Below are 23,638 nucleotides of genomic sequence, written 5' to 3' on the forward strand. Positions count from 1 at the left end.
GGGTATTGCCGCATCGGCCATGCCAGCGAGCAGATTTCTCGTAATTTCTCGCTTCCTGCTGATCGACCCCGATACCCAGAAATCAGGCGCTATCGTCGCCGGCCTCGTCCGCAAGGTCGTTCATCACGCGCGCGATGATCGCTCGCGCAGAGCGGCCATAGCCAGCAACGGCAGCCAGTTGCCCGAAAGCGTCGCTGTAGAGCTCGACCTCCTGGGGCTGTCTTAGATCCAACGCTGCCGACATCGTCTCGACCAGGACCTTCTTGTCGTCATACAGCCAGAACCCGTGCCACGGAGAGGTGGTGTATCGGGTTTCGAAGCCGATGATGCCCAGCTTCACGTTTGGCAGCTGGGACAGGGAGATCAGCCGGTCCAGTTGGCCGAGCAGCACGTCGGGCGAGCACAACCGGAATCGCAAAGCCGCCTCGGTCAGCACGAAGTGGAACCTCTTGTCCGCCCGGTACAGGATTTCCTGCCGCTGGACCCGTGCTTGCACGGCATCGTTGACGTCGTTGTGCAGCTTGAGCCGCACGACGCCTTCGGCGAAGCGTGCTCGCGCGTACTCCGGTGTCTGCAGCAGACCCGGGATGACCGTCGCTTCGAAGGCGCGGAACAACCGCGTCTTCTGGTCCAGCTCCGCGAGCGCTCTCTGACGCGGGCGGAGGCCGCCCCGGAGGAGTCGCTGCCAGTCGGCGTGCTGGACCTCGAGGGTGTGCAGCGACGCAAGCAGCCCGGCCGACTCACCCTCGCTGGCGGTGGCGCGGGTCCATGCTCGTATATCGTCACCCGTCGGCGTCTGCCGACCATTTTCCAGCTTGGACACCTTCGACGGTGGCCAGGACAACGACTCCGCGAGCTGCTTGCCGCTGAACTCGGCATGTTGGCGGAGCTCGCGGAGTCGTCTGCCGAGCGCTTGGCGCGCCTCAAGGACGTTCGATACGTCCGACGCCCTGCTGTGTGGCAAAGTCGTCCCGTCCTGCTGCGTGATGCCTTGCGGCATCACGCCAGTAGTTGTGCTGCACGATCACTGCCGCATCATCGACGACTTCTCCGCCGAGAAATGCGTTGGAGTCGTCGAAGTGCATCCGGACCAGCTTGCACGAATCGAACAGCCAGTAGTCATGATCGGGTATATTTTGGCAGTCCGCCTGATCGCGCGGCAGGTAGCGGATGTCCTCACCCGCAGCATTGGTGAACTGTGCGCACCACACACCGAAACGGCTGTAGTCGGTGAGCGGCATGCTCACCACGCGGACCCGGGCGAAACGCCTTCCCGCAGCCGTTGCCTCCCGCAGCATGTCCAGCCAGCTCTGCATCCACGGGAGATCATCCGGCTCACCCGCGAGGAACCTCCGCAACGACTCGTTCTCGTACGTCACGTCGTAGGTATCACGCGTCTCCAAGCGGAACGCCGTGTGCTCGAAGGTGTGGAAGAGGTGCCGGAACTCCGGACCAGGCGCGATCAGGCTCAGCGTGCCTCCTCGAGATAGCGACGTGCATAGAACTTCAACACGTCCTCGGGGATCTCGATCAACTCCTCGTGGTCGGGGACCGGCCCGATGTCCGCCAGGGCCTGTGGATCGGTGACCTTCCAGCCCTGCGCGATGTAGGTCACGCGGTCCGCGCGGTCCGTCGCGTACAGGGTGGGCGAGTTGTCCACCTGCGAGTTGGGATCTTTTCCTAGGAAGAACGCTCGCACGGCGCCTCCATGCTCGAAATCCGTAGAAAATTCTTCTCCATCGTTGCGCAGGCTTACCCGCACGTCAAGGGCAAGCGGCGACGGCGCGCGGCACCCCTGGGCGGCCGGCCGAGTCGGCCTTCCGCCGCTACGGCTGAAGCCGGAGCAGGAGCAGCCAGTCCTCGCCACCCGCCGAGTTCCGGCCCGGCGTTGGGACAGCGCCGGAGGGATCTATGGCGACCTCCAGCGGCGGGGCCGTGGCGTCGGCGGGGTCCACCCAGCGGGCCGTCAACTGCGCGAGCCTCGTCGGATCCACGGTCAGCGTGCGCGCGGTCGGGACGTACGCCACCAGCGAGCCGCCGGCCCGCGCCGCGGTGACGTAGTCGCTGCCCATGATCCCCACCTCGGCGCCGGCGGCGACCGGATCGCCACGACCGCCGGTGATGACCTCCGCGGACTCGTCCGGCACGAGCGTCGGCCACTCGAGCGACTCGAAGAACTCCCGCAGCCGACCCAGCTGCACCACCGCAGGCGTGTCCAGCCGGCCCTCCCAGCCGGGCAGGAGCTCCCAGTCGTCGGAACCGTAGAAGTAGCCCGGCGAGCCGGACGTCAGCGCCCAGGCCATCTGCCGGCGCAGCACCACGTCCCCGGTGACCGGCGTGCCGGGCAGGTTGTTCTCGCCCTCGTAGTTGGCCTCCGACAGCAAGGCCGGCTTGCGGTCGCGCCGGTACGCGTCGAGAACCGCCCGGTAGGTCGGGAGATAGGTGTAGACGAAGTCGAAGTCGACCCTCGGGGCCCACTGGGGACTGTCGGTCGAGATCGATGCCGGGTAGCCGAGCTGGATCGAGAACGGCCGGTTGTCGCCCGTCGACCGGATGCCCGAGAGCATCTCCCCGAACAGCTCGTCGTACGCGGGGGGCGAGTCGTGCCGGCCCGGGAGGTCGTTCGGGAAGTGATCTCCGCCGGTCATCCACACGATGTTCGGGAAGCGCGCGTACCGGGCAGCGACCATCTCGCCATAGCGGTGGGCTTGCGCGCGTGTTGCGTTCCGGAAGGCGTTGCCGACGGTCCAGCCGTCCACCGGGTACAGGAACAGCGTGTTCCCGTGGGCGCACGCCACCTGGACGTACTCGTCGACCCGCTGCCAGTACGCCTCGTTCCACCGCGTGACGTCGCCACCCTCGAAGGGCAGGAGCCCGTCGTAGGTGCGGCCGTCGTCGCCCGGCCCACCGTTGTCGATCGCGCCGATCAGCGAGACGATCGACGCGTTGAAGCCCCGCGCCTCGCGATCGGCGAAGTACACCTCCGCCTGCGTCGGCGACCAACGCACCATTCCCGCCCACGGGGAGTCGCCGAAGACGAGCAGCGGGTCGCCGTGCTGGTCGGTGAAGTACCGGCCACGCGGTTCGACCGCGCTGACGTACCTGTGGTCCTGCATCCTCGCCTCGTCGCATGCCGGCTGGGGTTGCGTGACGGCGGGCGCGGGCGCCTGCCCGCAGGCGGCGCCCGCACCGACGATCAGCGACAGGCAGCCGATCACCAGCACACGCCGCACCCGGATCAGCCTATCGACGGCTCCTCGACGAGCGAGAACACCCGCTCGTAGGCCTCCTTGCCGAGTTCGATCTGGGTGCTCGCCCGCTCGCGCAATGGGGACCGGAGCACGGTTGCCTGTTCCCACGCCGATCGCGCGGCGGCCGCGACCCGGCCCTCGAGATCGGGATCGTCCAGCCGGACGAGGTGCAGCCCATCGTCACCGAACATCGCAGCGAGTCCGAGGAGCTTGTCGTCGTAGTAGCGCGACGACGACAGCCCAACCACGGGAATGCCCTGTGAAAGCGCGAACACCGCCAGGTGGTAAGCGCCGGTCACGACCACCCGGCAACCGCCGACCCGGCGGGCGACCTCCAGCGGGGTCACGAACCGCCCCTGCACCGGCGCCACATCGAGGTACTCGGCCACCAGCGGCAGGGTGGACCGCCGGTCCTCCGAGGCCTGCTCCGAGATGACCAGCGGGACCAGCCGGGCCGTGAACTCGCCCGCCACCGCGCGGACGGCCCGGCCGACGGCCTCCTGGGCCCGCACAGCGACCGGCGAGTAGCCGGCAACGCGCAGGCAGACACCGAGGCCGGTGCCCAGCTCCTCCCGACGGACCCCGTACGCGAGCTCGATCGCGTCGTCGCCGGTGATCACGATGTGGTCGGACGGCACCCCGAAGTCCGACAGCAGGTCCGGCCCGACCCGGTCCTCCCGCAACGCGATGAGGTCCACCCCCGGGAGCACCTTCGCGGCGCGAGACACCAACGAAGGCTCGGTCAGCGGGCCGAAGCCCTGCCCGACCATCACCGTGGGGATACCGCGTTCGACACCGTGCTGCAGCAGGTCGAGCGTGCGGTGGAACTGCCACGGGTCGATGTCGTTCATGTACCCGCCGCCGATCGCGAGGACGAGCGATGTCTCTCGCAACGCAGCCGCCACCACTGGGCGAGTCGAGATATCCGGTCCGGCACCGTCCGGCCCGCCTGCCTCGACAGATTCGGTCGCCGCCGCTGCTGTCCGCCGCTTGCGCAACCGCTTGACGACGCCCCTCAGCTCCTCACCGGCGCGCAGGGATCCCACCGAAGCGGTTCCGGCAACCCTCAGCCCGAGTCGCGATCCCACGGCGGCAAGTGGCTCTGCGACGAACCGGGGTAGCCGGCCGTCGGAGATCGGGTGCACGTCGGGGTGGTGGGCGCGCAGCAGCGTCGGTGCGCTGGTCATCACGTGCAGCGAGACGCCGGGCCAGCGCTCCCGCAAGCGACGCAGCGTGACGGAGAGCATTGCCAAGTCACCGATGTTGCTCATCCAGTGCTCGCCGTTCTGCACCACGATGCGAACTGGCGGGCTGTCCACTCTTCTCGTCATCGGACTCCTGCGGGACAAGATCGGTCAGCCTATCGGTCCGCACTCGACGGACCGCTGTTACTCGCTCTCCGACCCGGCGCGGTTAGCTGGTCGGTCGGCGGAGTGATGCACGACTCGGGGTAGAGCTAACGCTGCGGGTCGCCGCGGCGAGCTTCAAAGCAAGCGTCAGATCGACGCGCACCCCACGACCCCCGAGGGAGCAGGTGGACACACCGCAGCCGGGCAGCACGCAGCTGCGGAAGAAGCTCACCCGCGTAGCAACCGCCTCCGCCGGGGCGCAGGCCATCGCCCAGTGCGTCTCGCTCCTGCACACGATCGTGCTCGCACGCCTGCTGAGCCCGGCCGAGGTCGGCATCTTCGCGGCCGGCACGGTGCTCACCGCACTTCTCCTCGACGTCTCCGAGGGCGGCCTGCGGGCGGCGCTGGTGAACCGGCAGCGCGACGTCGAGGCTGCTGCGGAGACGGTGTTCTGGGCGACGCTGGTGAGCGGCGTGCTCATCAGCGTCGGAGCGCTCGCCACAGCACCCCTGATCGGCCTTGTGTTCAGCGACTCGACGGTCGGGCTGGTCGCTGCCGCCTCCGCCGGGGGGCTGCTGCTCCACTCGCTGACGAACGTGCCCGAGGCGCTCCTCCAGCGCGAGTACAGCGTGGCGCGCAACATCGTCCTCAGCCCGGCCGCCTCGCTCTCCTTCGCCGTCGTGTCCGTGACCTGCGCAGTGCTGGGACTCGGGGTGTGGAGCCTCGTGATCGGCACCTACGCGTCGTCGGTGACGCTGCTCGTCGGCGTGTGGGTGCTCGTCTCGTGGCGTCCGGGACGGGCGAAGGCCTCGGTGGCCCTGTGGCGCCAGCTCGCGCGCTACGGCTACCCGCTGCTGATCGACCACGTCGCCAGTCAGATCCGCACCACCGCGGAGCCGGTGGTGGTCGGACGGCTGCTCGACACCGCGGCGCTCGGGTTCTACCGCTACGGCCTGCGCATCGCCCGGTTGCCCGTCAACGTCATGATCAGCGTGGTGGCGTACGCGCTCTTCCCGGCGTTCTCCCACATCGCAGCCGATCCGGAGCGGCTGCGTCAGACCTACCTGAAGGCACTGCGCTGGGTCACTTTCTGCGCCGCACCGGTGTCCGGCCTCATGCTCGCGATCGGCGAGCCGGCCGCCGTCGTGGTGCTGGGCGAGCCGTGGCGGGAGGCCGGGGTCGTGCTCGTCGCCATGGCGGGGCTCGGGATCGGCAAGGCGTTCGCCTCAGTCAGCGAGGAGGCGATCAAGGGCTGCGGCCGGACCGCGCTGATCAACGTCGCGACCGCGGTGGAGTTCGCGCTCGGGTTGTCCCTGCTGGTCCTGATCGTACCGTTCGGGCTGCCCGGGGTCGGTCTGGCAATCTCGGCATCGGCGCTGGTCGTCGGCGTCCTGTGCCTCGCGCTGGCGCGCTCGGCGCTCGGCGCTCGGGCCTCGCAGATCGTCCGCGCGACGCTGCCGTCGGTGGCGGCCAGCATTGCCGCTACGGCGGCCGCCGGCGCACTCGAACGGCTCGTCCTGCACACCGACACCCGGGGGGTCGCCGTCGCCGTGGCCTTCCTCGTGCTCGACGCCGTGGTCTTCCTGGCGGTGTACCTCGCGGTACTCGCCGCCGTCGCGCCGTCGATGGTGGGCACGATCTGTCGTGTTGCCTGGTCGCGGCTGCTCCCCGGGCGGGATCAGCGCTCGGGCACCGACTGAAGGTCTCGGCCAGCCGAGCAGCACGGTGTCATGGGCGCCGGATCTGCTTCCGCCGGAGGTCGCCCGACCAATTGTCGGTCTCGGACGGTCAGGACCTCGACTGTCTTCGTGGCTCACGGCCGCTCCCCCCGGCGCGCTAGCGCGGCGACGATGTCCAACTCCTCGGCGGTGAGCGCGACCTCCCGGCCGGCAGGCCGAGCCCTCCGTCCAGTTGATCAGACGAATCGACAGTTCGAGAGGGGCTGCGCCAGTTCGCGCCCGGTAGGCGCGCGAGCACCACCTGCTGATGACTCCCAGACCACTTTGGCGTCATCGGACGCGGCCAGGCTCGGCGGCACCGCTGGCGATGCGAATCGCGTCGCTGACATCCCGCCCGCACGCGGGCGTGCATGCGTCAGACGATTTCGTCGAAGGGTATCGCGCGCAATCGGCGGAGATACCAGAAAAGGGTGCGGATGACGACGCCGATAAGCTTGTGAGTCCGGACGGGCAAGACTACTGTGACTCGCGTGAGGCTCGTACTCGTAACGGCGTTCCCTGCCGATCCGGGCACGCCGCGCGGCGGCGTGGAGGGTGTGAGCGTGGTGCTGGGCGGCGCTCTACGGCATCACCGCGATCTCGACCTCCATATCGTGACGACCGGGAACGTCGATGCGGTGCAGGTCGATCATTGGGGCGCGGCGCGCATTCACCGGCTGCCGTGGACCGCATCCCGCATGCTCTCGGGAGCGCTCGGACGGGACGCCCGCCGCCTGCGCGAGTATGTCAGCGGTCTCCGCCCGGATGTCGTGCACGCGCACGACACCTACGGGATCATGATGCAGTCGATCGACACGCCGCGCGTGCTGACCATTCACGGCTTCATCCATGCCGATACGTGGGTATCCGGTGCGTCACTGGCCCGTACACGCGCATTCGTCTGGAGACAGATCGAGATGCGCGCGTGGGCGAGTTATCCGCACATCATTTCTATCAGCCCGTACGTGCGCGAACGACTGACCGGTATCGCGACCGGTGCGGTGCACAACATCGACAATCCCATCGCCGATGCATTCTTCGACGTTCGACGCCGCGATGGCGCCGCGCAGGTGTTCTGCGCCGCCACGATCTCGCCGCGGAAGAACACGCTGGCCGTGGTCGACGGTTTTGCGCGGGCGAAGGCGCAAGGCCTGTGCGCCACGTTGCGGCTCGCCGGTCCACAGCCCGTCCCCGCTTACACCGAGGCAGTCCGCCAGCGCATCCGGCAGCACGGGCTCGACGACGCGGTCGTGCTGCTCGGCCAGCTGAGTACCGACGCCATGCTCAGCGAACTGGCAGGCGCCAGCGTCTCGGTGCTGATGTCGGTCGAGGAGAACGCGCCGCTGGCGGTGCAGGAGGCGATGGCCGCCGGCGTTCCGGTGATCGCCTCCAGCCGCTGCGGCATGCCGTACCAGATCGACGACGGCGAGAGTGGGTTTCTGGTCGAGCCGGACCGTGTCGACGACCTGGCGGCGCGATTGCTGCAGATCATCGGCGACGGCGATCTTCGCGAACGGCTGGCGCGGCGCGCACGCGAAGTGGCGCGCGAGCGGTTCCACTCCGAGCGCGTCGCGACGAGGACGATCGTGGCCTACCAGCGCGCCTGCGGCATCACCTCGCCGCCAGCTCGCCAATCGCCTCCAGGGCCGCTTGCGGCCACAGCAGGTGGTGGACGGCTGCCGGACTGAGCCGGCGCTCGACGATCGTCGAGGTCTGCGTCGGTGATGGCGGGTCGAGCAGCGCGCCAGGCCCGCCGCGCGCACCAGGTCACACAGAGCCGCCTTGCAACGAGTACTCGAGGTGCCTGCTGAACACGCCGTTACCCCGCCGACGCTGAGCATCCTCTGCGCGGCCCACGACACCGAGCCCTACCTGGCCGAGGCGATCGACTCGGTCGTGGCACAGACCGTCGGCGACTGGGAGCTGATCGTCGTCGACAACGGGATGTCCGACGAGGTCGTCCGGATCGTCGGGCAGTACGCCGACGACCAGCGGATCCGGCTCCTGCGCCAGGAGTTCCGCAGCCTGGCCGGCGGGATCGACGCCGCAGCCGGGGACGCCAGGGGCTCCTACTACGCCGTCCTGCCCAGCGACGGCCGGATCGAGCCCACGTTCTGCGAACGCGTCGCTGAGGTGCTCGCCGAGCATCCCGGGATCGACGTCCTCTGCATCGACGCACTCCCGTTCGTCGGGAGCGAGGACCGTCCGCCGACCTTCCGACAGCGCTGCGGCGTCACCGACGAACCCGGCGTGGGGCACAGCTTCGAGCTGGTCGAGATCATCCGGGAGGGTGCGCTCTACCACCCGGCCGCCATCCGAGCGTCTGCGTGGGATGCGGCCGGCGGGTACGTCGGCGACACCCCGCAGGTGGACGACCTCTCGATGTGCATCCGACTGGCGGCCGCCGGGCGTGACCTGCGGGTGCTGCCCGAACCGCTCGGCCGCTACCGACTCCGGTCCGACGCCGACCGCACCCGTGCTCAGGCCGACGAGTACGACGCCAGCGTGGAGCGGGCGTTCCTCCGGGCCGCCACCCTGACCGACGATCCGGCGGTGCGTGCCGAGGTGCGCACTGTGGTGCGCAACCACCGCTACGCGCGGGCGCTGCGGCTGGCCCGCGAGGCGATGCGCACCGGTGACCCCGCGACCGCGCGGCAACAGGCCTGGCTCGCCTTCCGTCAGCGCCCAGGACTCCGGCCTGCGGCGCTCTGGGCCGTGCTCCGGCTAGCGCCCGGTGGCGTCGATCAGGTGAAGGCGGCCAAGCGGTGGATCACCGGGCTGGTGCGCCCCGGCACCCGGCATCCGTGAGGGCCGCGCTCGCCGAGAAATCCGAAGAAGGGGCGCGCTCGCAGGTATCAGCGTTGGGCGACGACATACACTCCGGGCGCCAGGAGCTCTCGCACCGGTCGGCTACCGATCACCTTCATCACCTGCTGCGGGATCCTCGACCCGTATTTGAACATCAGGTAGTCACCGGTCAGGAACTCAGCTTCTCGGAACTGCCCTCGGAGTAGCTCCGCCAGCTCGTTCTGGCTGAATCCCGCGTGCGCGCCCAGCTCGTTCCGGAACCGGCCCCGCAGGCGCTTGCCCAAGTCGATGGCATTCCAGCGCAGCTTCTGTTTCCACGTGGCGTCGTACGAGCCGATGTAGCCGATCGCGCGGTTCCGGTTGGGGGTGGCCAGGTAGAGCAGCCCGCCGGGACGCAGCACGCGGGCCAACTCGGACAAGCTGCGGGCCGGGTCGGCCACGTGCTCGATTACATGATGGTAGAACACCATATCGAAGTCGTCGCCGGAAAACGGCATATCGAGCACCGAGCCCCGCTGGAGTTCGAATCCGGGAATGTCCGGGTAGTTTTCGGTCTCCCAGGCGGCGTCGATGTCGATCCCGACCAGTTCACCACCGAGCTCGTCGTGGATGTACCTCGCTTCGTGGCCTTTCCCGCAGCCTGCGACGAGGATCCGCGGGGGCTGGCTCGAGCGGGCCTTCCGGCGGACCGCGCGGACGAAATGCTGAGCGCCGGCGTGGGTGTTCTCGAGACTTCTTCCCTGGTAGTACATGAAGACCCTCCGAAAAGCAGCGGGTGGCCTCACCGCCCCCCTCGCGTCTACAGGCTCGCTGTATGGCGAGCCGGCGTTACGGCGTACGGCTCGTCATGGAATGGACGGTCGCCGCCCGCGCCAGCACCCGCGCGCCCGCGCGGCTGAGCCGCTGCTTGACCGGCCGGATCACCCGCAGCGCACCCGGAGCAACGGTGACGCCGACGACGACTGCGGTGCTGCGCAGGGTGCGGCGGGCCGCGAACGCCACCCGGGCCGCCGCGCGCGCCCCGGCCACGTCGCCGTTGAGGAACGCCCATCGCGCGCGCCGCAGCGCCTGCCGGTAGCGGAACCCGCGGAGCCTGCGGTCGAGCAGGACGAGTGTGGCGCCGTCACCGGACTCCACGGCGGCCGCGGTGTAGACCCGCTCGCAGGCCGCTTCGAACGCCTCGACACCGGTGGGGTCGCGCGACGCCGAGTCATCCCGCAGCCGGTACCTCGTGAGGCACTCGGGCAGCACGCGGATGTCGCGACCCGCGACGATCAGCCGCAGGTAGAGCGCGATGTCCTCGACGAGATCCGTGCCCGCGGCATACCCTCCAGCGGCCTCCCACGCGGCCCGCCGGAACGCCGCGAAGTAGGGGATCACGTCGTGCCCACCGATCATGTCCGCAAGCGTGATCCGGTGCTCCAGCCCGAATCGCCTGCGCAGGAACGAGCCGGCGAGGTCGTCGTCGCCATCGCGGAAGACCCGGGCGTCGCACGAGAGAACGTCGATCTCCGGCCGGTCGTCGAGCACCTCGGCCATCCGCCGGCAGAACGTCGGGGCGAGCAGATCGTCGCTGTCGAGGGGCACGAGGTAGCGACCGGAGGACGCCTCGACCGCGGCGGCGATACCACCGATCAACCTCCGGTTCTGCTGCCGGACGAGCCGGACGCGCGGGTCGCCGGTGTAGCGGCGGACGATGTCGGCGATCTCGTCCGACGGGCCGTTGTCGACGACGATCAGTTCCCAGTCCGGCATCGTCTGCGCGACGACCGACTCGATCGTCTCCGCCAGGTAGGCCTCGCACTGGTACGCCGAGCACAGGATGCTGAAGGCCGGCGGCCTGCTCCCAGGGGTCATCGCTCGAGCTACCAGCCGATCCCGACGTAGTGGGCACTGCTGCGCCTCGTTCCGGCGGCGGGCAATCGCACGAGGTCGACGACGGGACGATCGGCAATCGGGTCGACGGCCGCCGCGATCTCCGGTGCGGCGGAACCGACGACGAAGACCTCGGCGTGAGCGACGACCTCGGCGAGGTCGACGGTGAGGAGCCGGCCGATGTGCGGCAGGCGATCCGCGATGTGCTCCCGGTTGGCGCCGACGAGCCGGGACACCGAGACGTTCGGGTCGTAGATGCGCAGGTCGTACCCCTTGCCGATGAGCCGCTCGGCCAGCTCGACCAGCGGGCTCTCGCGGAGGTCGTCGGTGCCTGCCTTGAAGGACAGGCCCATCAGAGCGATCCGCCTGCGTCCGAGGGCGACGACCAGGTCCACGGCGCGACGCAGGTGAGCTTCGTTCGCGGGCATCACGTTCGCGAGCAGCGGGACGTCGACGGCGTGGCGCTGTGCGGTGTGCACGAGCGCGCGGACGTCCTTGGGCAGGCAGGAACCGCCGAAGGCGAAGCCGGGCCGCAGGTAGGCCGGGCTGATGTTGAGCTTGGTATCGGCGAGGAAGACGTCCATCACCTCGTGGGAGTCCAGGCCGGCCGCACGGCAGACCGCGCCGATCTCGTTGCCGAACACCACCTTCAGGGCGTGGAAGGAGTTGTCGACGTACTTCGACATCTCCGCGACGGCGATCGACACCCGGAACCGCGGGCCGGACAGCCCCGCGTACAGGCGCATCACCGCGTCGCCGCTGCGCGGGTCGCTCTCCCCCACCACGGTCTTGGGCGGCGACTCGAAGTCGCGCACGCTCGTACCCTCGCGGAGGTACTCGGGGTTGATGCACACGCCGAAGTCCACACCGGCTCGCTTCCCGGACGCGCGTTCGAGGGCGGGGACGAGGAGGCCCTCGCACGTGCCGGGCGTCATCGTGCTGCGGAAGACGACGACGTGCCACGACGGCTTCGTTGCCAGCGCTGCACCGATCTCGGCGCACGCCCGTTCCAGGAACTCCGTGGACAGGCTGCCGTTCGGTGCCGACGGCGTGCCGACGCAGACGAGGGTGACCTCGGTGGCCGCTACTGCCGCTCGGGCGTCGTCGACGATCCTCAGCCGCCCTGACGAAACGACGTCCGCGACGATGTCGTTGATCCGCTCCTCGACGATCGGCGAGCGTCCGGAGCGCAGCAGCGCCGCCTTGCGCTCGTCGACCTCGACGCCGACGACCTCGTGTCCGCGTGCGGCGAAGCAGGCCGCCGACACGCACCCGACGTAGCCGAGCCCGACGACGCCGAGCGGCGCGGGCGGCGCCCCGTCTTCCCACCGGTTCATGATCCCGCCCTCATCCGGCCAGGGCCGGACCGTTCCCCGGGGGCGGCAGGACCACTTGCCTGGAAGTGCCGATCCGCCAGTCGTCGAGGTAGACCCGTCCGACCGAGTCGATGCTGCGGTCGCGGTAGTACCCGGTCTTCACGGAGACGGTGGAGGTCACGCCCGCCGGGTTGACGTACATCGTCCCGCCGGGCGGCGCGAACCGGGGGAGGACGAGCTCGCCGTCGCGCCACACCTCGACGTACCCGACGGCCGGATCCGGCGAGAACTTCACGTGCATGATCCAGTCGGCCCAGCGGCCCTTGTCGGCGAGCCCGACCGGGTGGATGAACTGCCGAGGACCGTCGGGGTGCCCGTACCCCCCCTCGATGCGGAAGTCCCCGTCCTCCACGGTCAGCTCGAGTGGGGGCGAACCGTCGAAGTTCTGCTTGAACTGCATGATCACCTGCCACTCCGAGTAGTAGGTCGGGAAGTTCGGGTCGAGGTAGGTCGAGAACCCGAACCAGAGGTCCTCCCCTTCGACCATCTCCCGGAACTTCGGCTCGATCTCGTTGCGGCTGCCGCAACAGATCCCGTCGTCCGGTCCGGTTCTTCCGACGAGCGCCAGCTCCACGGCGTAGCCGCCGCTGCGCGCAGGGTTCTGGACGACCTTCGGCGGGGGTCCACCGACGGTGTTCCAGGGCGTGTCCAGGAACTGGGAGAGATCCCCTGTCTCCAGGTCGCCCGACCACAGGAGCATCCCCGGCGGCTGCGGCGCGGGGCTCTGACTGCACGCCATCAGGCTCGCCACGGCCAACAGGACCGACCCCCACCTGCTCGTTCGCGCAGCGATCCGCCCCCTCATGCCAGAACCGCCACATCGAAGGAGACCGCGCCCGGCGTACCCGTGTCGACCCGCACCGCGGCCCGCGTCGTTCCGTCCGTCCAAGTCACGTCCACCCCGCGCGATCCGTCCCGGGCGACCCAGAGGTCCTCCACCCTGAGGTCGCGATCGGCCGAGACGGTGAGCACGGTGGCGACGACCACCGGGCACTCCGCGTCCTCGACCACCGCACCGACCAGCCAGGCCGGCACGCGCGACTCGAAGGACGGCGACCACCACCCCAGCCCCTCGTCGTCGTCACCGCGCACCTGGTACGAGTCCAGTGCGGCGGTGCTGGTGCTCGCCACCTGCAGGACCGGTACGCCGGCCCGCGTCACGAGTTGCGTCGGCCCGTGGGCCTCGACGTCGAGGTCGGGGCCCAGGGGCCAGGAGGTCCGGAAGCGGTGCCGTCCCGTCCCCTCGAGAAGATCGAGGACGAGCACCCAGTCCCGGTCCGGTGGGGCGACGAGGTAGCGCCGGTGCAGCACGGGGTCGTCGAGCCGGGTGTACCCGTCGTGCTCCGCCTCGACGACTCCACGTCCCAAATCCATGCCGCGCACGCTCGTCGCCGCGTGCCGCGTCCACAGGAACGGCCCGCCCGCGACCGATTGGTCGAGTCGGTCGACCTCGACCGTGGCGTGCATCCTGGTGCGCCGGAAAGCGGTGCGCCACAACGGCTCGGCGTAGTAGCTGCCGGTGCCCGGATCCCCCACGAGATCGTGCCCGTCGGCGGCGATCGTGACGGCGAGGGCGTCCGCGTGCCCGTGCGCGGCCAGGGCCAGGTAGCCGAGCGGGCCGACGTCCATCATGATCCGCTGCTGCGCCCTGCGGAGAACCACCAGGCCGCCGCGCGGGGCGTACCAGCTCCCCGCTCGCACCGGACGGGTCTCCTGCTCGCGGCTCCCACCGGGGGCGAGCCACTGCGCAGGGAGGTCGGACGAGGCGGGCCAGGGGCCGCCGGTCGTCGCCGCGACCAGCGCGAGGTGGCGTTCGAGCGTGGCGATCGGATCCGGATTCAGCCGGAGCGCGAACCCGCCGTCCTCGTCGCCGTACCTCGGCAGCGGATCGCCGTCGCCGACGAGGTCGGCGAGGTACTCCGCGCTGCGCCGCACGGCCGCGCAGATCGCCTCCGGTGGCTGGTCCCCCCGCAGCGCCAGGAGGGTAGCGGGGACGAGCAGCAGCTGCGCACTGAAGATCAGGTAGGCCGACGACTGCTCGGCCCCAGCGCCGTCGGACAGGATCTGCCGGTCTGCCTCGCGCGCGAGAGCCGCGAGCGCGTCCCGCTCCCAGCGCCGCGCCCACGCCAGCTCGGGAAAGAGGATGCCGACGGTCGCCGCGCCGGCCAGCTCGCCGAGGAGGTGGTTGTTGGCGGAGCTGAACCGGGAGCGGTCCCGCCAGCAGAGGTCCGCGCTATCGGCGAGCATCGTGACGATCCGCCGGTACCGCTCGGGGGTCATGGCCGGGGCGTCCCGCAGGCCCTGCACCGCGATCGAGACCGAGATCGCCCGCAGGCCTGCCTCGAACCCACCGCGCCACGCGATCCCGTGGCCCGTCGGGTTCTGGTCGAGCCAGCTGTCGATCTGGTCGAGTGCCGCTTCGGCGTAGCCGTCGTCGCCGGTGAACAGCCAGGCCTGGGCGAGCCATGGCAGGTGCTGCAGCCGGTTGAGCTCCCAGATCCACTTGGCATCACCGCGATGGGTGCGGTGGTTGATGCGTGCCGCGGGCTTGTCCGGCCACCGGCAGCCGGTGCGCGGGTCGAGGTTCCAGTCGATGCGGCCGGGGAACCGGACCGGCGGGTTCCCGAAGAAGGCGAACGTGCCGTCACGGACGGCGTCCGCCGCACGGACGACCGCACTCGCCTCGTGGGGCAGTTCCCGGGCTATCGCGGCGGCCCGGGCCCGGTCGAGCACCACGGGCCGATCGGCGGCGTCCTGGAATCGCCGGAACGCCGTCTCCCATCCCGAGCCGGTGGCGTCGTCCAGCACCCCCGCGTCGCGGACGCGGAAGCCGAGAGCCCGCGTCGATCCGCCCACCGCGCTCGCGATCCGCCAGCCCACCTCGCGCGGCCCCATCATCCGGGCGCGCGTCGCGTACCAACCGATCCTGCCCACAGCCACCGCTGTCCCCCGCCCTGTCTGCGCGCCCCGTGGCTCCCCCCTCGACGGCGGGAGCGGGGCGATCCGTGAGTAGAAGTCCGTGAGGTTCCGCCGCGAGTGCGCCCACGACAGCTCACCCGCGACCCTGGCCTTGCCGATCTCGCCCATCTCCTCCCGCCTGCGCCGGTCACCGAGCAGCTCGTCGACGCACTTCGCGAAGGCGAGCTCGTCGTCCGCGGGGGCGTAGACGGCGGCGCCGCCCGCCGAGACCCGCGCCTCGACGAGGTCGAACGCGACGATCGGCCGTCCGGTCGCCATGTACTCGACGATCTTGTTCATCGAGGAGACATCGTTCAGCGGCGTCCGCGGATCCGGCGCGAGGCACACGTCGGCCGTGGACAGGCAGCGCTGCACGAACTCGTCCGGCACCCGTCCGGTGAACTCCACGCAGTCGTCGAGTCCGAGCCGGGTGCACAGCTCGCGCACCTCGTCGAAGCAGTCCCCGCTGCCCATGAAGATCGTGTGCAGGTCGGCGCGGCCCAGGTCGTGCCGCAGGTGCGCGAGGGCCCGCAGCGCGTAGTCGATGCCGTCCTGCGGCCCCATGACGCCGAGGTACGCCGCGAGGTGGCGCTTGCCCCGGCGGAGGTCGGGATCGGACTCGGTCGTCGTGAAGCGCTCCAGGTCGGGTGCGCTGCGCACCACCTGCACCACGGCCGGGTCCTTGCGGCCCCGGTCGATCGCGACCTGCCGGTAGCTCTCGTTCGTGCTGATCACGCCGGCGGCGAGGACGAAGGTCAGCCGCTCGCACAGCAGGGTCACCCGGAACAGCCACCTCCCACCGCGGGGGAACCGGGAGCGGAACAGCTCGGGTACGAGGTCGTGGTGGTCGAACACGAACGTGGCACCGCGCGCCATGAGCGGCAGCGCGGCCAGGAACAACAGGTCCGGCGGGTTGCAGGCCTGCACCACGTGCACCGGACCCTCCCGGCGCACGCGCAGGGCCAGCCGCAGCGTGTGCCACAGCGCGGAGCCGTACTCCCGCACGTAGCCGACCGGACCACCGGTGGCCGCCCGCAGCGGGTAGCGCAGGATCCGCACCCCGTCCAGCACGACCTCCGGCTCGGCGTCCCGGCCGGTCCCGGCCGGGCAGATCACCACCACTTGGTAGCCGGCCTCGACCAGCGCCCGGCTCTCCTGCCACACCCGCCGGTCGAACGGCACCGGCAGGTTCTCGACCAGGATCAGCACCCGAGGCCCCCGCGTCGACGCGCCCCCGGCCCCGCGAGTGCGGATCGCACGCTCACTCATCGCGTGCCCACCAGCTCGGTGAGCAGCCGCTGGTAGCCGGCAACGGTGTTCTCGATCGAGTACTCCCGCTCGGCCCGGTCCCGGGCCCGGGCGCCCATCGTGGCGCGCAGCACCGGGTCGTCGGCCAGCCTGCCCAGCCGATCGGCCAGCCCATCCTGGTCGCCGACCGGGACCAGGAAACCGTCCTGGCCCTCCGTCACCATGTCGGCCAACGCTCCGCAGTCGGTGCTGACCACCGGCAGCGCAGCCGCCATCGCCTCGAGCAGGGTCAGCGGGACACCCTCGTGCACCGAGGACAGACAGGACACGTCCAGGCCCGGCAGCAACTCGGCGACGTCGGACCGGACCCCCGTGAACCGCACGCGGGATGCGATCCCCAGCTCGTCGGCGAGTGCGCGCAGCTCCTGCTCCCGCTCCCCGCCGCCCACCACCACCAGCCGCAGCGCCGGGCGGGTCGCGGCGGCCGCTGCAAAGGCGCGCAGCAGCACGTGGTGCGCCTTCTGCGGGCTCAACCGGGCCACGATGCCGAACACGACGTCGTCCACGCCCAGGCCGAGCCGCTCCCGGGCCGCCGCCCGGTCCGCCGGCGTCGGGGGGGGTCGCAGCACGATCCCGTTGGGCACCACGACCTCGCGGGTCCGCCGCCACCAAAAGCGCCCGATGCCCTCCTCCTCCCGCAGGTATCGCCCCTGGCTGGGGGTCAGCAGCACGAGCGCGTCGGACAGGAACAGGGTGTCCACGTCGTGGCGGGGCAGCACCCGGTCTCCTACCCGGGTCAGGTCCATGTCGTGCACGGCGATCACGTTGGCGGGCACCCGGGCCAGTTCGGCGGCCAGCCGGCCGAGGGTGAGCGCGGCACGGTTGTGGTGGGTGACCAGAACCACGTCGGTGCGGTCCCGGCGCAGCAGCCGGACGAGCCGGGGCAGGGTCCGCAGGTCGCGGCGGCCGGCGCGGTCCATCACGTCCACGGGCACCCCGGCGGCGCGGAACTCCTCGGCCAGCGGGCCGCCGTCACGCAGGCAGATCAGCCGGGGCACCACCTTGTCCCGGTCCAGGTGCCGGAACAGGGTGAGCAGCAGCAACTCGGCCCCACCGACGAAGGTGCGGTCCAACACCGCGGTCAGCCGGATCGGCCGAGCCGGGGCCGCCGAGGCAGGGCCCGCCGCACCGCGCCCGGCAGTGCGCTCGATCGCCGTCTCCGCCTCGGTCACCGACCGCTCCAGGGTGAAATGCGACTCCACCAACCCCAGCTCACCGAACGTCGTGTCAGCACCGGGGCTCACCCCCGATCACCTCCCGATACAGGGCGTCCAACCTCCGCCAGACGACATCGACGTCGAACTCCGCCAGCACGCGGCGCCGTGCCTCACCACCCAAGCGCTCGCGCAGGCCCCGGTCATCCAGCACCTGGCGCATCGCGTTCATGAGGGAATCGACGTCATCCGGGGGCACGAGCACAGCAGAGCGGCCGTCTTCGACGAGTTCGGGAATCCCGCCGACATCGGTGGCCACGACGCAGACGCCGCGAGCCATCGCTTCGAGGACCGCCATCGGCTGCCCCTCCGAACGCGAGGGCAGGACGAAGACATCGGCCGCAGTGAGGAGCGTGGCGACCTCGGACGCGGGCAGCCAGTCCAGCACCTCGGCCGATCCCTCGATCCCGAGCTCCGCGATCGTCCGGCGCGCATCGTCGACTCCGCGATCCCCGGCCAGCGTCAAGTGAGCGGGAACGCGGCCGTCCCGCTCCGCTGTGAGCTTCGCCCAGGCCTCCAGCAGGCAGAACGCGCCCTTGGCCGCGCAGATCGCCCCGAGGAAGACCACCTTCAGCGTGTCGCCGGCGCGAGAGGCCGCCAGCCCCGGTACGACGACGGCGTTCGGGACGACCTCGACCCGCGCCCGGGGAGCGATCCGGCGGATGCGTGCCGCCCATCCATCGCCCAAGGTCACTACGACCGCGGCCTGCGTCAGCACCCGGCGTACCACCCAGCGGAACGGAGCCGGTAGCCGGGCGTGGAAGCGGTCGAACCGTCCTGAATGAATGTGGACGATCACCGGGACACGGAACGCACGCGCGATCCAGAAGAGCACGGCCTTACGGACGAAGCTCCCGCTCGACGACATGTGCAGGTGGACGAGATCGGGTCGCGCGCCCACGAGGGCACGCAGGTACCGGGGTACCGCCGACGCGAACGTGAAGATCTTCCGCATCGGGCTCCCGTCGCGATGGGTGACCACGTGATGCGTGTGCCACCGCGTCCAGAGCGGCGTATCCCGAATATTTCGCACGTGGGTCGCGATGCCGCCGCGGGTGTCCAGGCTCGTCGAAGCGACGAGCACCCGCCCCACGGGTGGTGCGGTCGATGCCTCGTCAATCGCCCGGTCGTCCATCACACAGCCACTCCGTCTCGTCGTTCGACCGAACTCGCCGTTGGATTCCGCTCGTTCCCGGACGAGTTCTCGAGTGAGGCGCCGACCGCAGCCCCGGCGATGAGGAACACCAGCAGGTTGGGGAAGTCGAAGAAGCGAAGATCGACCGTGGCTCCGCTGGCGGACCACACCAGGAGAGAGGCGAGCGCAATCACCCCGACGGCCCGCCCGTTCACCCCACGGGCCGGCAACCGCCGAAAGGCGCGGACCACCTGCCTCAACAGGAGCGCGAGGACGGTGAGCCACAGTCCGAGCCCGACCAGCCCGAGCTCGGCGGCGATGCCCAGCTCGTTCTCGTGGGAGGAGTACCCATAGCCCCGCTCCCACTTGATGTCGTTGGCCCATTGCTGGTGGTGGTGTGTGTTGATCTGCTGAAACCTGCCGAAACCCCAACCGATGACGGGTTCCTCCTGGATCGCCCATAGGGACGTCGAGATCATGTTCATCCGGTCCTGGACCTCACCGAGCGAACCCAGCCCGCCCTTCGCCCGATCAGCACTCGAGATCGTCGACCAATCCGCTGCGATAAACATGCATGCGCCGATCAGGACAACCACGAAGACGGCGCGTACGCCCCGTGCGATGAGCGCGCAGAGCACGACTGCGAGACCGAACACCATGAGCGCGGCACGGGTGTGAGTCAGGTAGACACCGACTGCACACATCGGCGCCACCAGCGCCGACAGCACCCGCTGCCACGCACGCAGCGATCGCTCCCGGGCGAGCACCACGGCCGCGACGAACCCCGCCGACATGACGAGTCCGTTGATGACAGGCTGGTCGAAGACGCCAACCGCCCGTTCCGGCCAGGACGGGGAATCGACGATGTAGCGCGGCCATACCAATGCTTTCGGCCCGGTGAACTGCAGTACGCTCACCACTGCCGAATATGCGGAGAACGCGAGCAGGCTCAGGAGCAGGACTCGAATCCGGGACGCACTGCGGAAGTACGCCCGCCCCACGACGTACCCGACGAACGGGAAGATGACTCCGGCCAGGAGGAAGCGGTAGAGGACGATCGGCTCGCCGCTTCTCGGATCCACCGCCGGATACACGTGCGGCCACACCACCGACACGACGTTCCAGAGCAGGTAGGCGACCATCACCGCTTCGAGCGGGCCGAAGTGGAAGCGGGTCTTCGCCCGAAGGCCCGCGAGGGCCGCCGACGCGACGAGCGCGACGAAAAGGAGCGTCATCGGCTCGGCCGGGAGGCCGCTGACGTGCATCGCCAGCCGCACGAACGAGGCGACCAGCAGCAGAACGGTCGTGACGAGCGGCGAGCCGAGCACGACCGCGAGGAGCGCGCACCCGGCGACGGTGATCAGCAGGCCCGACGGCCCCGGCACTGGGCCGGCGTACATCAGGCCGATGATCAGGACGATGCCGATGGCCGCGGCCACCGCCGTCCGGCCCGCGTGCGACGGCGGCGCGGTAAGGGGCAAGACCGCGGCACCGCGGAGCCTGACGCGCTCTCGGAGCGGGATCAGTGCGCCCAGCAGGGTGGTCACGTCCCGTCCTTCGACCCGTTCGACTCGATGGACACGGCACTCACCTGTGGGTACGGGGTCTGCCGGCCGTTCTGGGAGTCGCTGGTCGGCACGATCCCGACGCCGGCGCCGACGCGCGGGGTCAGGGAGTGCTGCTGCGGCGCCGCGTCCGCGGTGGCCGGCGGGGGCCGGCGCGTGCCGAGGTCGCCGCGCGTCCCGTCGATCACGACGCCCGCGACCACGGCCTCCGCGGTACGCAGGAGGCCGACGGCGGCGGAGAGGTCGTCGCTGCGTGTGCGCTCCTCGTCGACCAGAACGATCACCCGGTCCGCCGCCGCACAGATCAACTGGCTCTCCGGAGCCTCGAGCAGCGGTGGTGCCTCGATGATCACCAGCGCGACAGCGCGCGACGCGTCGCGGAGGACGTCGGCAACCAGCCTTGGGTCAGCGAGGCCGTACGGGTCGATGTGGGCAGCATCTCCGGGGGGAAGCACCCACAGGCCTTTCGTCCGGGCGATCGCCGCGTCGAACAGGCTCGTGCGGCCCTCCAGCACGTCGACGAGCCCCGGGGTCTCCTCGTACCCGGACCGGGAGACCCTCAGGTCGGCAAGGATGTGCAGAACACCACCGCGGCGCGCCGGCCACGCGCTCGCGAGTTCATGGGCGAATGCCGACAACCCGTCGCTCCGGCGCGCACCGACGACAGCGACCACCGTCGTCGCGCCGCCCGCGGTGGTGATGCTGTTGAGAAGGCCCTGCATGCGGACGCCGCTGTCGTCCCCACGCGACAGCTCCGCGAGAACCGGCACTCCCGCCACCTCCTGCACCTCGCCGGCATTTCGGACACGTCGGTCGAACACCGAGATGACGAGTGCGATCAGGACTCCGAGAACGGCACCGCCGAACGCACCGGCGACGACCCCCGGCAGCGGGCTGGGCGTAGAGCTGAAGACACCGGGGTCGAGCTGGAGTTGCTTGATGTGGTTGGTGTCGTCCGCGAGGAACTCCGTGAGTCGTCCCTGCAGCGACCTGATCTGGTCGAGGAGCACACTCTTCTGGAGATCGGTGCGCGCCTCTGAGTTGATGATCTCGACGTTCTTGTCGATCTCGGCTTGGAGGTCGTCGGCCGCTCGCCGGCGTTCCGCGACGAGGTTCTGCCGGATGTCCTCGCGAAACGTCTGGGTCGCTCCGACCACGGCGTTCCGCACAACGTCTTCGGATTCACCCGACGCCTGGATGTAGATGATAGGAGCCGACGCTGCGGTCTGCGCGGACAGCGTCACGTCATCAGGAACGCCGACCTGCGCGCGCAGCAACTGCTGATAGCTATTCTGGTTGAAATAGTCGACGTAACCGATCGCGAGAACAGCGTCCTGCTCGGGCGCTCGACTCTGCGATTGGCTGCTGAGAGCGGTCGTCGCGGTCCATGTGGTCGTGGCGGTCGGGATCGACCACAGCGCCGCGAGACCACCGCCGGCCACTGCTAGAACCACTACCAGTACCCACCATTCTACGACGCGTAGAGTATATTTCCGAAGGGGGGTCATCGGCTGCCTTTGCTGACGTTCGGGAACGCCCCGGCTCTCCGCTGCGTCCTGGAGTCCGGGCGTGGTTTGCAGTGGAGTACTCGTTGTGCGGGGCCCCACCATTACGCCCTTCAGCGGGCACCACGGCCCCTGAACGCCGCGCCCAGGGCTTTCCGCAGGATCAGCAGGTCGAGCGCCGGGCTCCAGTTCTCGACGTACCGCAGGTGGAGCCGGACGGACTCGTCCCACGACAAGTCGCCACGCCCCCTCAGCTGCCACACACCGGTCAGGCCGGGCTTGACCAGGAGCCGACGGCGCGCGTCGACACCGAATGCGGCCACCTCGGCGGGTAGCGGCGGGCGAGGGCCGACGAGTGCCATCGTGCCGGCGACCACGTTGAGCAACTGCGGAAGCTCGTCCAGCGAATACCGGCGCAGGACGGCACCCACGCGCGTCACGCACGGATCCGCCCGCCTCCCAGCGGGTGGTCCCGCTCCCCCGTGCTGCTCGACGGGCTCGGGGACGCGCTGCTCGGCGCCCACGGCCATCGAGCGGAACCTCAACATCCGAAACTCGCTGCCGTACCTTCCGACGCGCGTCTGGCGGAGCAGGACCGGTCCCCGGTCATCGATCTTGATAGCGACCGCCACGGCCACCAGTACGGGCAGGAGCAGGACGACGAGCAGGAAGGCGCCGAGCCGGTCGTAGCCGTGCTTGACCATCCGGGAGAAGCCGGTGAACGCCGACTTCCCGAGACGCAGCAACGGCAGTCCGTCCACCGGCTCCACGCGCAGGCGCGGGCCTGCGACATCCATGAGACCGGGGTCGACGACGAGCTCGGCGCCGACGTCCTCGATGCGCCAGGCGAGCTCGTGCAGGTGCCGCGTCGACCACTCCATGGTGCGTGCGACCGCCACCACCCGGTGCTCGCCCCGGGATACGACCCCCACGGCAGCATCCAGGTCACCCAGTACCGGCACGCCGTTGATCCGGTCGGTGCCGTCCGGTGCGATCCCGGTCGGCGTGCAGACCCCCGCCACGACCCAGCCCCGCGTCTCGTCGCGGCGGGTGCGGTCGATGAGATCCGCCACGGAGTCGCTCGTCCCGATCGCCAGCACGGGAACGACGCACCGCCCGCCCTTGCGTTGACGGCGGAGCCGGGCGCGCAGCAGCAGGCGGCCGGCCGCCGCGAGGACGCCGGCGAGCGGGATCACTCCGAATACCCATGGCCGCGCGGCCGAGGGCAACAGCGCAAGCCCCAGCATGCCCAGGACGACGGCGCCGAGCCCGACTCCTTTCACCAGCCGGGTGAACTCCTCGGAGCCGTGCCCGAGGACTCGGACGTCCCACGCCCGCGCGGCGGTCAATCCGGCCAGGGTGAGCAGCCCGGCGAGGACCGCCACTCCCGGACCGACGGCACCGGGGGTGGGGACGATCCTCCCCGCTCCGAGGAGGATCTCGGCGAGAACGGCCACGACCACGCCCGCGACGTCGGAGGCGATCACCTGGGTCCGGTAGCCCTTCTCCCACCGCGACGGTCCCGACTCGCCCACGGACCCGACGACACCGAGTCCCTCCGGCGGCACGTGCCACG

Annotated in this window: 18 protein-coding genes; 3 read left to right on the forward strand and 15 right to left on the reverse strand. The window is 70.2% G+C overall.

Going from position 1 to position 23,638, the window contains the following annotated elements; all coding sequences use genetic code 11:
- Positions 1-82 precede the first annotated feature (82 nt).
- The 5 genes from ACU436_RS07605 to ACU436_RS07625 all read right to left on the reverse strand — a co-directional run bounded on the left by ACU436_RS07605 (position 83) and on the right by ACU436_RS07625 (position 4,600).
- Positions 83-1,000: a helix-turn-helix domain-containing protein gene (locus ACU436_RS07605; RefSeq protein WP_459024279.1), complete on the reverse strand. Its 918-nt coding sequence runs from the start codon at positions 998-1,000 to the stop codon at positions 83-85.
- Entirely contained in the window at positions 924-1,472 is a 549-nt protein-coding gene (locus tag ACU436_RS07610) for a DUF6879 family protein (RefSeq protein ID WP_459024281.1), read from the reverse strand. Before ACU436_RS07610 ends, ACU436_RS07605 begins: the two co-directional genes overlap by 77 nt.
- The gene (locus ACU436_RS07615; RefSeq protein WP_459023060.1) at positions 1,469-1,699 is read right to left on the reverse strand and encodes a hypothetical protein; all 231 of its coding nucleotides are present in this window, start codon (positions 1,697-1,699) and stop codon (positions 1,469-1,471) included. The genes ACU436_RS07610 and ACU436_RS07615 overlap by 4 nt, the downstream gene beginning before the upstream one ends.
- A 127-nt stretch (positions 1,700-1,826) precedes the next feature.
- Positions 1,827-3,233: an apiosidase-like domain-containing protein gene (locus ACU436_RS07620; protein WP_459023062.1), complete on the reverse strand. Its 1,407-nt coding sequence runs from the start codon at positions 3,231-3,233 to the stop codon at positions 1,827-1,829.
- A 5-nt stretch (positions 3,234-3,238) separates the two neighbouring features.
- Positions 3,239-4,600, reverse strand: a complete 1,362-nt coding sequence (locus tag ACU436_RS07625; protein ID WP_459023063.1) for a polysaccharide pyruvyl transferase family protein — start codon at positions 4,598-4,600, stop codon at positions 3,239-3,241.
- Between the two features lie 185 nt (positions 4,601-4,785).
- On the opposite strand from ACU436_RS07625, the gene ACU436_RS07630 reads away from it, so the two are divergent.
- From ACU436_RS07630 to ACU436_RS07640, 3 genes are all read left to right on the forward strand, one after another.
- Complete coding sequence (locus ACU436_RS07630) at positions 4,786-6,300, forward strand: oligosaccharide flippase family protein (RefSeq protein WP_459023065.1); 1,515 nt, start codon at positions 4,786-4,788, stop codon at positions 6,298-6,300.
- 509 nt (positions 6,301-6,809) lie between these two features.
- Complete coding sequence (locus ACU436_RS07635) at positions 6,810-8,006, forward strand: glycosyltransferase family 4 protein (RefSeq protein WP_459023066.1); 1,197 nt, start codon at positions 6,810-6,812, stop codon at positions 8,004-8,006.
- A gap of 112 nt (positions 8,007-8,118) precedes the next feature.
- Positions 8,119-9,126, forward strand: coding sequence for a glycosyltransferase family A protein (locus tag ACU436_RS07640; protein ID WP_459023068.1), 1,008 nt, complete (start codon positions 8,119-8,121; stop codon positions 9,124-9,126).
- A gap of 47 nt (positions 9,127-9,173) precedes the next feature.
- On the opposite strand, the gene ACU436_RS07645 is transcribed toward ACU436_RS07640, so the two are convergent.
- The 10 genes from ACU436_RS07645 to ACU436_RS07690 form a co-directional block, all read right to left on the reverse strand.
- The gene (locus ACU436_RS07645; protein WP_459023070.1) at positions 9,174-9,878 is read right to left on the reverse strand and encodes a class I SAM-dependent methyltransferase; all 705 of its coding nucleotides are present in this window, start codon (positions 9,876-9,878) and stop codon (positions 9,174-9,176) included.
- Positions 9,879-9,954: 76 nt separating this feature from the next.
- Positions 9,955-10,983 (reverse strand): glycosyltransferase family 2 protein, encoded by a 1,029-nt coding sequence (locus tag ACU436_RS07650; RefSeq protein ID WP_459023072.1) that lies wholly within the window; start codon positions 10,981-10,983, stop codon positions 9,955-9,957.
- 8 nt (positions 10,984-10,991) lie between these two features.
- Positions 10,992-12,338 carry a nucleotide sugar dehydrogenase gene (locus ACU436_RS07655; protein ID WP_459023074.1) on the reverse strand — a complete coding sequence of 449 codons (1,347 nt, stop codon included), beginning with the start codon at positions 12,336-12,338 and terminating at the stop codon, positions 10,992-10,994.
- A gap of 10 nt (positions 12,339-12,348) precedes the next feature.
- Positions 12,349-13,077: a polysaccharide lyase gene (locus tag ACU436_RS07660; RefSeq protein WP_459023076.1), complete on the reverse strand. Its 729-nt coding sequence runs from the start codon at positions 13,075-13,077 to the stop codon at positions 12,349-12,351.
- A gap of 101 nt (positions 13,078-13,178) precedes the next feature.
- Complete coding sequence (locus ACU436_RS07665; RefSeq protein WP_459023078.1) at positions 13,179-16,544, reverse strand: heparinase II/III domain-containing protein; 3,366 nt, start codon at positions 16,542-16,544, stop codon at positions 13,179-13,181.
- 56 nt (positions 16,545-16,600) lie between these two features.
- Positions 16,601-17,887 carry a glycosyltransferase gene (locus tag ACU436_RS07670; protein ID WP_459023080.1) on the reverse strand — a complete coding sequence of 429 codons (1,287 nt, stop codon included), beginning with the start codon at positions 17,885-17,887 and terminating at the stop codon, positions 16,601-16,603.
- Positions 17,871-18,992: a glycosyltransferase family 4 protein gene (locus ACU436_RS07675; protein ID WP_459024283.1), complete on the reverse strand. Its 1,122-nt coding sequence runs from the start codon at positions 18,990-18,992 to the stop codon at positions 17,871-17,873. The genes ACU436_RS07670 and ACU436_RS07675 overlap by 17 nt, the downstream gene beginning before the upstream one ends.
- Positions 18,992-20,539: an O-antigen ligase family protein gene (locus ACU436_RS07680; RefSeq protein ID WP_459023082.1), complete on the reverse strand. Its 1,548-nt coding sequence runs from the start codon at positions 20,537-20,539 to the stop codon at positions 18,992-18,994. The genes ACU436_RS07675 and ACU436_RS07680 overlap by 1 nt, the downstream gene beginning before the upstream one ends.
- Positions 20,536-21,999, reverse strand: coding sequence for a hypothetical protein (locus ACU436_RS07685; protein ID WP_459023084.1), 1,464 nt, complete (start codon positions 21,997-21,999; stop codon positions 20,536-20,538). The genes ACU436_RS07680 and ACU436_RS07685 overlap by 4 nt, the downstream gene beginning before the upstream one ends.
- 176 nt (positions 22,000-22,175) lie before the next feature.
- Complete coding sequence (locus ACU436_RS07690) at positions 22,176-23,597, reverse strand: exopolysaccharide biosynthesis polyprenyl glycosylphosphotransferase (RefSeq protein ID WP_459023086.1); 1,422 nt, start codon at positions 23,595-23,597, stop codon at positions 22,176-22,178.
- Positions 23,598-23,638: the final 41 nt, after the last annotated feature.

This window comes from Pseudonocardia wallangbongensis (assembly GCF_054486945.1).

What these genes read in the sequence shown, in the direction of transcription:
- ACU436_RS07605 (WP_459024279.1), bottom strand. Translation starts at nt 1,000, where the DNA reads ATGCCGCAAGGCATCACGCAGCAGGACGGGACGACTTTGCCACACAGC.
- ACU436_RS07645 (WP_459023070.1), bottom strand. Translation starts at nt 9,878, where the DNA reads ATGTACTACCAGGGAAGAAGTCTCGAGAACACCCACGCCGGCGCTCAG.
- ACU436_RS07650 (WP_459023072.1), bottom strand. Translation starts at nt 10,983, where the DNA reads ATGACCCCTGGGAGCAGGCCGCCGGCCTTCAGCATCCTGTGCTCGGCG.
- ACU436_RS07655 (WP_459023074.1), bottom strand. Translation starts at nt 12,338, where the DNA reads ATGAACCGGTGGGAAGACGGGGCGCCGCCCGCGCCGCTCGGCGTCGTC.
- ACU436_RS07660 (WP_459023076.1), bottom strand. Translation starts at nt 13,077, where the DNA reads ATGCTCCTGTGGTCGGGCGACCTGGAGACAGGGGATCTCTCCCAGTTC.
- ACU436_RS07675 (WP_459024283.1), bottom strand. Translation starts at nt 18,992, where the DNA reads ATGGACGACCGGGCGATTGACGAGGCATCGACCGCACCACCCGTGGGG.